Source organism: Pseudomonas sp. S44, assembly GCF_016624805.1.
GTDB classification, from domain to species: Bacteria; Pseudomonadota; Gammaproteobacteria; order Pseudomonadales; family Pseudomonadaceae; genus Aquipseudomonas; species Aquipseudomonas machongensis.
Map to the genome: position 1 here is coordinate 1 of NZ_JACVTY010000005.1, position 12336 is coordinate 12336.

A 12336-nucleotide genomic window follows, 5' to 3' on the forward strand; every position below is an offset into this window, starting at 1 on the left:
TTTTTCACCGCTGCCGATCAGGTGATCGAAGCCCTTCACGCCTCGCCGAACTCGCTTAACTCTTTGATTAACAAGGAGTTTTGCGTTCCGTTTGCTGCGGAAGTGGGGCGCATTATAAGGGGATCTGAGAGAGCGTCAACCTTTTATTTCAAGAATCTTTCAGATCGCTGAAAACACAGCAGGGAGGCCTGTCGGCCTCCCCGCTTATATAGAGCTACACCATCAGGCGATCACTCAGCCTTCAGCGTAACCCGTCCAAACGACTTCTTGCCCGCCTGGCACACATGGGTAGAACCCAGCGCAAACATGAAGTCCTTGTCGATGACTGCACCATCAACCTTGACCGCACCACTGCCTAGCAGATCACGTGCCTGTGCCGAGTTCTTCACCAGGCCCGCACGATTGAGCACCGCCGCGATAGGCAGGGCCTCAGCCGCAACCACTTCGATCTCCGGAAGATCTTCCGGCAGCTCGCCATCCTTCATGCGGTTGCCGGCAGCGCGGTGAGCGTTCGCCGCAGCCTCTTCACCATGGAAACGCGCCACGATCTCTTCGGCCAGCTTGATCTTGATGTCACGAGGGTTCGCGCCCTTCTCGACATCGGCACGAAACTGATCGATTTCCTCCATCGAGCGGAAGCTCAGCAGCTCGAAGTAACGCCACATCAGCGTATCCGGAATCGACACCAACTTGCTGTACATCACCCCAGGCGCTTCCTGGATACCCACATAATTGCCCAGCGACTTGGACATCTTCTTCACGCCATCGAGCCCTTCCAGCAACGGCATGGTCACGATGTTCTGAGCTTCCTGACCATAGGCGCGCTGCAGCTCACGCCCCATCAACAGGTTGAACTTCTGGTCGGTACCACCCAGCTCGACATCAGCCTTGAGCGCAACCGAGTCGTAACCCTGCACCAGCGGATAGAGGAACTCATGGATGGCGATCGGCTGCTGGCTGGTGTAGCGCTTGTCGAAGTCGTCACGTTCGAGCATGCGCGCGACGGTGTACTGGGACGCCAGGCGAATGAAGTCGGCCGGGGTCAGCGTATCCATCCAGGTGGAGTTGAACGCCACCTCGGTCTTGGCCGGGTCGAGAATCTTGAACACTTGCTGTTTATAGGTTTCGGCGTTGTCCAGAACCTGCTCACGGGTCAGCGGCGGGCGCGTGGCACTCTTGCCGCTCGGGTCACCGATCATGCCGGTGAAGTCACCGATCAGGAAGATCACCTGGTGCCCCAGCTCCTGGAACTGCCGCAGCTTGTTGATCAGTACGGTATGGCCCAGATGCAGATCAGGAGCCGTTGGGTCGAAGCCAGCCTTGATACGCAGCGGCTGGCCGCGCTTGAGCTTCTCCACCAGTTCCGACTCGACCAACACCTCTTCCGCACCGCGCTTGATAAGCGCCAGCTGCTCTTCAACCGACTTCATAGACAGACCCGCAAGGCTCAGATTCAAAGGGGACCAACCATACAAGATCGGCCGTCAAATACAAGTTTCGCAAAGGAATGTGACCCGAGAGGCGCCTTGCGGCGTCTACGCGCCCTTGCGCGAAAATGGATTTGGTTATATTTTATACAGTTATTTCATCTTCATCATGTCATTCATCTTTTTCAGCGTATTCAGTCACCTTTTTCATTCACTTTTTCAAAGTCACCTTATCTATGACCAACGACACGCCTAAAGCGCCCCCGCTTTATCCGAAAAGCCATCTGTTGGCCGCCAGCGGCATCGCCGCCCTGCTCAGCCTGGCCTTGCTGGTATTTCCCTCCAGCGACGTAGAAGCGAAGAAGACCACCCTCAGCCTCGAGCTCGAAACCCCGGCCGAGCAACTCAAGGACGAATCCAAGGCCGCACCGCTGGTGCAGTCCACCGAATCCACCGGCTCGCCCTTCGCCCAGATCGAAGGGGATGAACCCGCTACAGAACAGGCCGCCGAGCAACCGCAACCCGTCGCACAGGAAAAGGCGCAAGACAAGGCTCCCGGCCATCGCGAAGTCGTGGTCGCCCGTGGCGACACCCTCTCCACGCTGTTCGCCAAAGTGGGCCTGCCTGCCAACGTCGTGCATGACGTGCTGGCCAGCGACAAGCAAGCCAAGCAGTTCAGCCAGCTTAAACACGGCCAGGTGCTGCAGTTCGAGCTGGACAAGGACGGCCAACTGGCCAGCTTGCACAGCCAGGTCAGCAACCTCGAAAGCATCCGCCTGAACAAGACCGACAAGGGTTACGCGTTCGAGCGCGAAATCACCAAGCCCCTGGTGCGAACCGCCTACGCCCATGGCGTCATCAAGAGTTCGCTCTCGGCCTCGGCCCAACGTGCCGGCCTTTCCCACAGCCTGACCATGGATATGGCCCGCGTGCTGGGCTACGACATCGACTTCGCCCAGGACATCCGCCCTGGCGACGAATTCGACGTGGTCTACGAACAGAAGGTCATGGATGGCAAGGTGATCGGCACCGGCAACATCCTCTCGGCGCGTTTCACCAACCGCGGCAAGACCTACACCGCCGTGCGCTACACCAACAAGCAGGGCAATACCAGCTACTACACCGCTGACGGCAACAGCCTGCGCAAGGCGTTCATCCGCACACCGGTAGACTTCGCCCGCATCAGCTCGCGCTTCTCCGCCGGACGCAAGCACCCGATCCTGAACAAGATTCGCGCCCACAAGGGTGTCGACTATGCAGCGCCCCGCGGCACGCCGATCAAGGCAGCCGGGGATGGCCGCATCGAGCTGGCTGGTCGCCGTGGCGGCTACGGCAACACCGTGATCATCGCCCACGGCAACACCTACAAGACCCTGTATGGCCACATGCAAGGCTTCGCCAAAGGCATCAAGACCGGCAGCAACGTCAAGCAGGGCCAGATCATCGGCTATATCGGCACCACCGGTCTCTCCACTGGCCCACACCTGCACTACGAGTTCCAGGTCAACGGCGTCCATGTCGACCCGCTGAGCCAGAAGGTGCCGATGGCCGATCCGATCGCCAAGGCCGAGCGCCAGCGCTTCATGCAGCAAAGCCAACCCCTGATCGCTCGCATGGATCAGGAAAGGGCCACGCTGCTCGCCGCCAACAAGCGCTGATTCATGGCGTTCTACCTGGGGGTGATGTCCGGCACCAGCCTTGACGGCCTGGACATTGCCCTGATCGAACAACGCGAGCAGCCCCGGTTGCTCGCCACCCGCTACCTGCCCATGCCCTCCGACCTTCGCCAGGACCTGCTGAGCCTCTGCGCCAGCGGCCCTGACGAGATCGCACGGGCAGCGCTGGCCGAGAACCGCTGGGCTGGCCTTGCTGCAGAAGGCATCCGGCAATTGCTGGCCGAGCAGAAACTCGAGCCCAGCGCCATCCGCGCCATCGGCAGCCACGGCCAGACCATCCGCCACGAACCGGCCCGAGGCTTCACCGTGCAGATCGGCAATCCTGCCTTGCTCGCCGAATTGACCGGCATCTGCGTGGTAGGTGATTTCCGTCGACGCGACGTGGCTGCAGGTGGCCAGGGCGCACCGCTGGTCCCGGCCTTCCACGAAGCCTTGTTCGGCCATCTGGGACAGCGCCTGGCCGTACTCAACGTCGGCGGCTTCAGTAACCTGAGCCTGATTGCCCAGGACACGCCGGTACATGGCTTCGACTGCGGCCCGGGCAATGTGCTGCTGGATGCGTGGATCGAGCGCAAGCGCGGCCAGACCTTCGACGCCGATGGCGCATGGGCGGCAAGTGGCAAGGTGCAGGACGCATTGCTGGCGGCACTGCTGAGCGACCCGTTCTTTGCCGGCAACGGCCCCAAGAGCACCGGGCGCGAGGTATTCAACCTGCCCTGGCTCGATGCCCACCTGGCAACGCTGCCGCACTACCGCGACGAAGACGTTCAGGCCACGCTGCTGGAGCTGACTGCACGCAGCATCACCGATGCCTTGCGCAATGCCCAGCAAGATACCGAGGCTCTGATGGTTTGCGGCGGCGGCGCGCGCAATGGCACCCTGATGAACCGGCTGGCCGCCTTGCTGCCTGCCGCGAAAGTGACCAGCACCAGCGCCCAAGGTGTCGATCCGGACTGGGTCGAGGCAATGGCATTCGCATGGCTGGCTCATTGCTGCCTCGAAGGCATCCCGGCTAACCGCCCAAGTGTCACGGCGGCCAGAGGGCTACGAGTGCTGGGCGCGATCTACCCAGCCTGATAGACAGAAACGAGAACGCCGCGCAATTGCGCGGCGTTTTCGTTGAAGCCGGACTCAGATCGAGAACGACGAACCGCACCCACAGGTGGTGGCGGCGTTCGGGTTCTTGATCACAAAGCGCGAGCCTTCCAGGCCTTCCTGGTAGTCCACTTCGGCGCCCGCCAGATACTGGAAGCTCATTGGGTCAACGACCAGCGAAACGCCTTCGCGCTCGACAATGGTGTCATCCTCGGCAACGTCTTCATCGAAGGTGAAGCCGTACTGGAAACCCGAGCAGCCGCCGCCTGTGACGAACACACGCAGCTTGAGGCGATCATTGCCTTCTTCGGATACCAGGGTCTTCACCTTGTGCGCAGCCCCTTGGGTAAACTCCAAAGCGGTGGGGGTGAAGGTTTCAACGCTCATGTTGGTTCTCCCGGCGTAAGCCGCCATAAAACTCGATGACGCGCATTATCCGCTTCTCCGAGAAAATTGGTCAAGAATTGTGCGGCTTTGGTCGACACAAACGAAAAGGCCCGCACGAGGCGGGCCTATTCACCTGCTTGACGATTAAGGCAGCAGGCCAGCGTGGGACAGGCCCATGCGCTCATCCAGCCCGAACAGGATGTTCAGGTTCTGCACCGCCTGGCCGGACGCGCCCTTGACCAAGTTGTCGATCACCGACAGCACCACCACCAGATCACCACCCTGCGGGCGATGGACGGCGATACGGCAGACGTTGGCGCCACGCACGCTGCGGGTCTCAGGGTGGCTACCGGCCGGCATCACGTCGACGAACGGCTCGTTCGCATAGCGTTTCTCGAACAGCGCCTGCAGGTCGACCGAGGTGTCGACAACATTCGCGTAGAGAGTGGCATGAATACCGCGAATCATCGGAGTCAGGTGAGGCACGAAGGTCAGACCGATATCCTTGCCCGCTGCCAGGCGCAGGCCCTGGCTGATTTCCGGCAGGTGGCGGTGCCCTTTGACTGCATAGGCCTTCATGCTTTCGCCGGCCTCGCAGAACAGCGAGCCCACTGCAGCACCGCGGCCGGCGCCACTGACACCCGACTTGCAGTCGGCAATCAGGCGCGACGGATCGGCCAGACCCGCTTCGAGCAATGGCAGGAAACCAAGCTGGGTCGCGGTCGGGTAGCAACCCGGCACGGCGATCAGGCGCGCCTGGCGGATCTTCTCGCGGTTCACTTCAGGCAGGCCGTAGACGGCATCCTTGAGCAGTTCCGGCGCGCCATGCGGCTGGCCGTACCACTTGCCCCACTCGACAGCGTCCTGCAGACGGAAGTCGGCAGACAGGTCGATGACTTTGGTCCCGGCAGCCAGCAACTCGCCGGCCAGGGCATGGGCAACGCCATGCGGTGTGGCGAAGAACACCACGTCACAGGCGCCGAGCGTCTTGCTGTCCGGGACGCTGAACTGCAAACCGTCATAGTGGCCGCGCAGGTTCGGGTACATGTCGGCCACCGCGACACCCGCCTCGGAGCGCGATGTGATGACCGCTACCTCGGCCTGTGGGTGCTGTGCCAGCAGGCGCAACAGTTCGACACCGGTGTAACCCGTGCCGCCGACGATACCGACCTTGATCATAACGCTTGCCCCTCATCAACGAGACCACTGGAAAGCGCACGATAATAGGGTTACGTGACGCCTGTAACAACTCTTGGGTACCCCTTCGCAGCGCCGGACCACTACTATCTGACCACCGTGAAAACCTGAAGGAACTCCCCCATGCTCTATCTCTGGATCAAGGCGCTGCATATCGTCAGCGTGGTCTGCTGGTTCGCAGGTCTGTTCTACCTGCCGCGCCTGTTCGTCTATCACGCCCAGAGCCAGGACAGCATCAGCCAGGAACGCTTCGTCACCATGGAGCGCAAGCTGTACCGCGGCATCATGAACCCGGCGATGATCGCCACCTACGTGTTCGGTATCTGGATGCTCTACCTCACGCCCGGCTGGCTGAGCCAGGGCTGGCTGCACGCCAAGCTGACCCTGGTGATCCTGCTGACCGGCTACCATCACGTATGCGGCGCACAGCGCAAACGCTTCGCCGCCGGGCAGAACACCCGCAGCCATGTGTACTACCGCTGGTTCAACGAAGTACCGGTATTGATCCTGCTGGCTGTCGTAATTCTGGTGGTGGTCAAACCGTTCTGAGCATACCCCCTGAGCAAAGGAGCCTTGCCATGTCCCTGCCCGCAACACTTGAACACCGTCTGCGACTGCCCGTGGTTGCCGCGCCGATGTTCCTGATTTCCAACCCGCAGCTGGTCCTGGCTTGCTGCGCCAACGGTGTGGTGGGCAGTTTTCCGGCGTTGAACCAGCGCGACAGTGCCGGCTTCAAGGCCTGGCTGGAGGAGATCGAGGCAGGGCTCGCGCAGTTGCATGCGCCCGCGCCTTATGCCGTCAACCTCATCGTGCACCCAAGCAACCCGCGCCTGCAGGCCGATCTCGCCCTGTGCGTGGAGCACCAGGTTCCCATCGTGATCACCAGCCTGGGCGCGGTGAAGGAGGTAGTGGACGCAGTGCACGGCTATGGCGGTCTGGTGTTCCACGATGTCACCACCCGTCGTCACGCCGAGAAAGCCGCCGAAGCCGGCGTTGATGGCCTGATCGCCGTGGCTGCGGGCGCCGGCGGTCATGCCGGGACCTGGAGCCCGTTCGCCCTGGTCGCGGAGATCCGTCAGTTCTTCGACAAGACCCTGCTGCTGGCCGGTTGCATCAACCACGGTCACGAAATCCTCGCAGCACGTCTTCTAGGCGCCGATCTGGCGTACATGGGCACACGCTTCATCGCCACCCGCGAGAGCCAAGCCCAGGACGCCTACAAAAAAATGCTGCTCGATGCCCATGCTGCCGACATCGTCCACACCCCGGCGGTGTCGGGTGTGCCGGCCAGCTTCCTGCGCCAGAGCCTGGAGCAGGCCGGTTACGACATGGCCGCGCTCAAGCACAACCCGGGCGAGGTCAAGCTCAAACCGCTGGATGAAGAAGCCAAGGCTTGGAAAACCGTATGGTCGGCTGGCCAGGGCGCGGGCGGTATCCATGACCTACCCGATACGGCAGCGCTGATCGAGCGCCTGCGTGACGAATACCAGGCCGCGCAACTTCGCAGCGCTGAACTGGCACGCTGAAGCCCCTGCAAAAGACCACAACCGCCCCAGCCAAGCTGTACACTAGGCGCCCTCTTCCGCCCCCAGGAGCCTTGCATGACCCGTTACGCCATGATCACCGGAGCTTCCAGCGGCCTGGGCCTGGCCCTGGCGGAGGCCCTGGCGCGGCGCGGGCGCAACCTGATCCTGGTGGCACGCCACCGTGAAACCCTTGAGCCGATCGCGATCGAGCTGACCCAGCGCTTCGGTGTCGAGGTTCTGCTGCGCGCCTGCGATCTTAGCCAGCCTTTGCGCCTGTCGGGGTTCGTACTTGAGCTGGAGGAGGGCGAGCGACGCATCGACCTGCTGGTCAACTGTGCCGGCCAGCGCACCTATGGGCCCTTCCTGGCCCATGAGTGGGCCGACGAACAAGACCTGCTGGAGGTCAATATCCTCGCCCTGACCCGGCTGTGCCACGCGATCGGCAACCTGATGGCAGTGCACGGTGGCGGCCAGATCCTCAACGTGGCCTCACTGGCCAGCGCCGCGCCAGGCCCGTGGATGGCGTGCTACAGCGCCAGCAAGGCCTATGTATTGAGTTTCTCGGAAGCCCTGCGCGAAGAACTGCGTCGTACCGGGATCAAGGTGTCGGTGTTGTGCCCGGGCCCGATCCGCTCGGCAAAACGACACATCCCGCGACTGCAGGGCAGTTCGCGCTGCCTGAGCGCCGAAGAAGTGGCGCTCTACACAGTGCGTGCGCTGGACAAGAACCGCGCCCTGATCATGCCGGGCCGACGCAATCGCTGGCTGGCCTTCGCCCCGCGCCTTCTGCCGCGCTGGGTGAGCCGCAAGCTGGCGGGCGTGATCCATCGTCGCTACTGCCCGATCGGCGCCGAGTAACCTCTGTCCGAGCAGCGCTTCGCTGAGTACACTGCGCTTCGACCCTCACCAAGGAGCAAGTGACGTGGACGATCTATTCCTCAAGATCATCAACCGGGAAATCCCGGCGGATATCATCTACGAAGATGACCAGATCCTGGCCTTCAAGGATATCGCCCCTGCGGCGCCGGTACATTTTCTGGTCATCCCGAAAAAGCACATCCCGACCCTCAACCACCTGACTGAAGAGGACAAGGCACTGGCTGGCCACATCCTGTTCACCGCCCAGCGCCTGGCCGTCGAACAGGGCTGCGAGGAAGGTTTCCGCGTGGTCATGAATTGCAACCCCAAGGGTGGGCAGACGGTCTATCACATCCACATGCACGTGCTCGGCCAGCGTCAGATGAACTGGCCACCGGGCTGACCCAAGGCAATCCCATCCGGCATGATTGAGTTAAACTGTCGGGCATCACTTTAGTGGAGGTGCCCGATGGCTACCGAACGTCACTATTCACCGCTCGACCGCTTGTTGCTGCAGGCTGACACCGCCATGCGCACCTTGCTGCCCTTCAGCGGCCAACCTTCCCGTCCCTCGCCCGCGATCATCCAGCCGGATGCCGAGCTGGACGAGTCCCAGACCCGCCATATCGCCGGCCTGATGCGCATCAACCATACCGGTGAAGTCTGCGCCCAGGCGCTCTACCAAGGCCAGGCACTGACCGCCAAGCTACCGCAGGTACGCAAGGCCATGGAACATGCCGCCGAGGAAGAAATCGACCACTTGGCCTGGTGCGAGCAGCGTATCCGCCAGCTGGGCAGTCATCCGAGTGTGCTCAACCCGCTGTTCTATGGCATGTCGTTCGGCATCGGTGCCCTCGCCGGCCTGGTCAGCGACAAGGTCAGCCTGGGCTTCGTCGCCGCCACCGAGCATCAGGTCTGCAAGCACTTGGACGAGCACCTCGAACAGATCCCCGAGGAAGACGAAAAATCCCGCGCCATTCTCGAGCAGATGCGCGTCGATGAAGAGCAACACGCCGAATCCGCACTGGAAGCAGGCGGCTACCGCTTCCCTGCCCCGGTGCGTTTCGGCATGAGCCTGCTGGCCAAGGTGATGACCAAGAGCACCTACCGAATCTAGGACGAGCCGATGACCGAGCGCTTCGATGCCAAGGACCTGGCCAGCGCCGTAAGCGCCGGCGTTCTCCAGCCAGGACAGGATCGAGCGCTGCTCGAGTTCCTGCGCCAGCAACCGCAACAACAGGGCCGGTTCCAGCTGGCCCATGTCGCTTTCTACTTCGGCGCCCTGCTGATCATGGCCGCCATGGGCTGGTTGCTCACCGAAGCCTGGATGCGCATTGGTGATACAGCACTGCTGACCGTCGCCCTCCTCTATATCGCCGCGCTTACCCTGTTCGCCCTGTCACTCCAGCGCCGTGGACAGGCCATTGCTGCTGGCGTTCTCGCTGCGGTGGCCGTGAGCATCGTGCCATTGGCAGTCTTTGCCATCGAGCGCCTGCTCGGCTGGTGGCCGCTGGATGACCTGCAGTTCGACTACCACCAGTACTACACCTACGTGCAGGGCGGTTGGCTGCTGATGGAAGCGGCAACCGTCGTCGCCGGGGTGGCGATGCTGCGCCTGGTGCCTTTCCCCTTCATCGTGATGCCAATTGCAGTGGCCTTGTGGTTCATGTCCATGGACCTCAGCGAATGGTTCTACGGCGAAGTGTTCAGTTGGGAGCAGCGCCAGAAGGTCTCGGTGTGGTTCGGCCTGCTGTTGCTGGCCGTGTTCCTGGCTGTCGATGGTCGCACGCGCCGCGATTACGCCTACTGGGGCTATCTGGCAGGGCTTCTGGCATTCTGGGGCGGGTTGACTTCGATGAACAGCGACAGTGAGCTGGGCAAGGCGCTCTATTGTCTGATCAACCTTGGCCTGATGGGATGTGCAGTGCTGCTGCGCCGACCGATGTTCATGGTATTCGGCGCCATGGGCGTGGCGGCGTACCTGGGCTACCTGTCGTATGACGTGTTCGCCGAGTCGTTGCTGTTCCCGGTAGTGATCACACTGATCGGGCTTGGCGTGATCGGCCTTGGGTTGGCTTACCAGAAACGCCGCGAGCACCTGAGCCAGTCGTTGCGGGCAAAGCTGCCGCAATGGTTGCTCGACGCGTTACCGGCCCTGCGCGACTGAAAAGGGGCCGCCAGGCGGCCCCACCACTTCAACCCAGCTCTACGATCTCGTAGCCATGGGTGATCTCCACACCCGCACGATCGAGCATGATCGATGCCGAGCAATACTTCTCGGCCGACAGCTCAACCGCTCGCTTGACCTGCGCCTCTTTGAGGCCACGGCCCTTGACCACGAAGTTCAGGTGGATTTTGGTGAATACCTTCGGATCTTCGCTGGCGCGCTCAGCCTCCAGAAAAGCTTCGCAGCTTTCCACCGCCTGTCGGGATTTCTTCAGGATGCTGACCACATCGAAACTGCTGCAGCCACCCAGGCCGAGCAGCAGCATCTCCATCGGGCGTACGCCCAGGTTACGACCGCCAGCCTCGGGAGGACCGTCCATGACCACGACATGCCCACTCCCCGACTCACCGAGGAACATGGCCTCACCGGCCCACTGGATGCGTGCCTTCATCTATCCGGACTCCTGATTTCGTAAAAGGTCGTCAGCTTAGACCTTGTAGCGCTGTCGGAAAAGCTCAAGACGTTGGGGTTTCATGCCGATAAAGCCGAAGTGTCTGATAAGCTGACGCCAAATCACTGGCGCCCGCCGTCAGAAACCTCCTACAAAAATGCCTCTGCGTCGCTCGAACAGGATTTTCGTGATGGTAGCCTCAGCACTCCCTGCCAAGATCAAGAATATCGACAAGCTGCTGGTGCACTGCCAACGCCGCCGCTATGCCGCCAAGAGCAACATCATCTGCGCCGGCGACCGGGCCGAGACGCTGTCGTTCATCGTCAAGGGATCGGTGACCATCCTGATCGAGGACGACGAAGGTCATGAGATGATCATCGCCTACCTCAACAATGGTGACTTCTTCGGTGAACTGGGGTTGTTCGAACCAGCGGGCCCCGAACAGCAGCGCAGCGCCTGGGTACGGGCCAAGACCGAGTGCGAAGTGGCCGAGATCAGCTACGACAAGTTCCGCGAGCTGGCCCGTCACGATCCGGACATTCTCTACGCCCTTGGCAGCCAGATGGCCCAGCGCCTGCGCAACACTACGCGCAAGGTCGGAGACCTGGCCTTCTTCGACGTCACCGGCCGCGTCGCCCGTTGTCTGCTCGACCTGTGCAAGCAGCCAGATGCCATGACCCACCCCGACGGCATGCAGATCAAGATCACCCGTCAGGAGATCGGGCGGATCGTCGGCTGTTCGCGCGAGATGGTCGGCCGGGTGCTCAAGGATCTTGAAGAACGTAGCCTGGTGCAGGTCAAGGGCAAGACCATGGTGGTCTACGGCACCCGTTAATCCTTGGGCAGCGCCGCGATCACCTCGGCGTAGGCTTGGGACAGCCGTTCGAACCAAGGGGCTGCGGGCACCACTTCATGCAAGGCAATATGGCTGTCGGCGCGGCAACGTTGCTCAAGCCCACAGCAGTCGTTGAAGCGGTTGACCGCCGCCACCATCGACTCGCGCTCGTTGTCCAGCAGCAGCGCGCCATGCACCAGCACCACCGGGCGCTTGCCGCCCAGCCCCTGGCGCCAGCGCTGGGCAGTGCCGACCAGCTTGCGGCCGTTGAGATTGACGTTGTAGCGCCCATCGCAGAACGCACCGTCGATCTCCCCGACCGACGCCACACCACCCCATTCGCGCAAGACATCGCACAGCGGCAGGCACAGGCGCTCGTAAGCGTTCTCGATACGCCCGTGGTCACCTTCGCTGCGCGGTGCGACGTAGACCAGCGCCACGTTCACCGTCGAATGGGACTGCGGCACCGGCTCTCCACCGGTTTCACGCAGCAACACCGGCCAGCCAGCGATCGCCAGCTCGGCACAGGCGGCTTCGAAGTTGTCGAGACGACTCATTCGTCGCGGCATGACCAGAGCATGATCGGTGGGGCGCCAGAACAGCACGCCGGACTCACGCTCGCCACGGCAGACGGCGGCGAGCAGCTCCTGTTCGGCATGCAGGCCCTGTTCGACGGTGAGGGCCAGGGGTTGATCGGTCATTGATCCACCTTGGAAA

General features: G+C 62.0%; 14 protein-coding genes. 9 read left to right on the forward strand and 5 right to left on the reverse strand.

The features are described from left to right. Window positions 1-230: 230 nt before the first annotated feature. Window positions 231-1430, reverse strand: a complete 1200-nt coding sequence (gene tyrS / locus IAE40_RS06050) for a tyrosine--tRNA ligase (protein ID WP_200602837.1) — start codon at window positions 1428-1430, stop codon at window positions 231-233. Between the two features lie 233 nt (window positions 1431-1663). On the opposite strand from tyrS, the gene IAE40_RS06055 reads away from it, so the two are divergent. Further along, a complete protein-coding gene (locus tag IAE40_RS06055) occupies window positions 1664-3085 on the forward strand; it encodes a peptidoglycan DD-metalloendopeptidase family protein (protein WP_200602838.1) in 1422 nt (473 codons plus the stop codon). Between the two features lie 3 nt (window positions 3086-3088). Next, on the forward strand, window positions 3089-4180 hold the full coding sequence (locus tag IAE40_RS06060; RefSeq protein ID WP_200602839.1) for an anhydro-N-acetylmuramic acid kinase: 1092 nt from the start codon (window positions 3089-3091) through the stop codon (window positions 4178-4180). Between the two features lie 54 nt (window positions 4181-4234). On the opposite strand, the gene erpA is transcribed toward IAE40_RS06060, so the two are convergent. Together erpA and argC are read right to left on the reverse strand one after the other, a co-directional pair. After that, window positions 4235-4585 carry an iron-sulfur cluster insertion protein ErpA gene (gene erpA, locus IAE40_RS06065; protein ID WP_029615063.1) on the reverse strand — a complete coding sequence of 117 codons (351 nt, stop codon included), beginning with the start codon at window positions 4583-4585 and terminating at the stop codon, window positions 4235-4237. A gap of 144 nt (window positions 4586-4729) precedes the next feature. Continuing rightward, on the reverse strand, window positions 4730-5764 hold the full coding sequence (gene argC, locus IAE40_RS06070) for an N-acetyl-gamma-glutamyl-phosphate reductase (RefSeq protein ID WP_063542462.1): 1035 nt from the start codon (window positions 5762-5764) through the stop codon (window positions 4730-4732). A 141-nt stretch (window positions 5765-5905) separates the two neighbouring features. Between argC and hemJ the strand changes: the two genes are divergently transcribed. The 6 genes from hemJ to IAE40_RS06100 all read left to right on the forward strand — a co-directional run bounded on the left by hemJ (window position 5906) and on the right by IAE40_RS06100 (window position 10333). Continuing rightward, on the forward strand, window positions 5906-6331 hold the full coding sequence (hemJ, locus tag IAE40_RS06075) for a protoporphyrinogen oxidase HemJ (RefSeq protein WP_054892249.1): 426 nt from the start codon (window positions 5906-5908) through the stop codon (window positions 6329-6331). Between the two features lie 29 nt (window positions 6332-6360). Beyond that, on the forward strand, window positions 6361-7308 hold the full coding sequence (locus tag IAE40_RS06080; protein ID WP_054892248.1) for an NAD(P)H-dependent flavin oxidoreductase: 948 nt from the start codon (window positions 6361-6363) through the stop codon (window positions 7306-7308). Window positions 7309-7383: 75 nt separating this feature from the next. Next, complete coding sequence (locus IAE40_RS06085; protein ID WP_197889816.1) at window positions 7384-8166, forward strand: SDR family NAD(P)-dependent oxidoreductase; 783 nt, start codon at window positions 7384-7386, stop codon at window positions 8164-8166. Between the two features lie 64 nt (window positions 8167-8230). Continuing rightward, the gene (locus IAE40_RS06090) at window positions 8231-8569 is read left to right on the forward strand and encodes a histidine triad nucleotide-binding protein (RefSeq protein WP_151925239.1); all 339 of its coding nucleotides are present in this window, start codon (window positions 8231-8233) and stop codon (window positions 8567-8569) included. A 66-nt stretch (window positions 8570-8635) separates the two neighbouring features. Then, window positions 8636-9283 carry a 2-polyprenyl-3-methyl-6-methoxy-1,4-benzoquinone monooxygenase gene (coq7, locus tag IAE40_RS06095; RefSeq protein ID WP_112897195.1) on the forward strand — a complete coding sequence of 216 codons (648 nt, stop codon included), beginning with the start codon at window positions 8636-8638 and terminating at the stop codon, window positions 9281-9283. Window positions 9284-9292: 9 nt separating this feature from the next. Then, window positions 9293-10333 carry a DUF2157 domain-containing protein gene (locus IAE40_RS06100; protein ID WP_200602840.1) on the forward strand — a complete coding sequence of 347 codons (1041 nt, stop codon included), beginning with the start codon at window positions 9293-9295 and terminating at the stop codon, window positions 10331-10333. Window positions 10334-10361: 28 nt separating this feature from the next. On the opposite strand, the gene IAE40_RS06105 is transcribed toward IAE40_RS06100, so the two are convergent. Next, a complete protein-coding gene (locus tag IAE40_RS06105) occupies window positions 10362-10784 on the reverse strand; it encodes an OsmC family protein (protein ID WP_028689009.1) in 423 nt (140 codons plus the stop codon). A 190-nt stretch (window positions 10785-10974) separates the two neighbouring features. Here IAE40_RS06105 and crp point away from each other — a divergent pair, with 190 nt between their 5' ends. Next, entirely contained in the window at window positions 10975-11619 is a 645-nt protein-coding gene (gene crp, locus IAE40_RS06110) for a cAMP-activated global transcriptional regulator CRP (protein WP_054925379.1), read from the forward strand. On the opposite strand, the gene IAE40_RS06115 is transcribed toward crp, so the two are convergent. Next, the gene (locus IAE40_RS06115) at window positions 11616-12320 is read right to left on the reverse strand and encodes a lipoate--protein ligase family protein (RefSeq protein WP_063542450.1); all 705 of its coding nucleotides are present in this window, start codon (window positions 12318-12320) and stop codon (window positions 11616-11618) included. The genes crp and IAE40_RS06115 overlap by 4 nt on opposite strands. Between the last annotated feature and the right edge of the window lie 16 nt (window positions 12321-12336).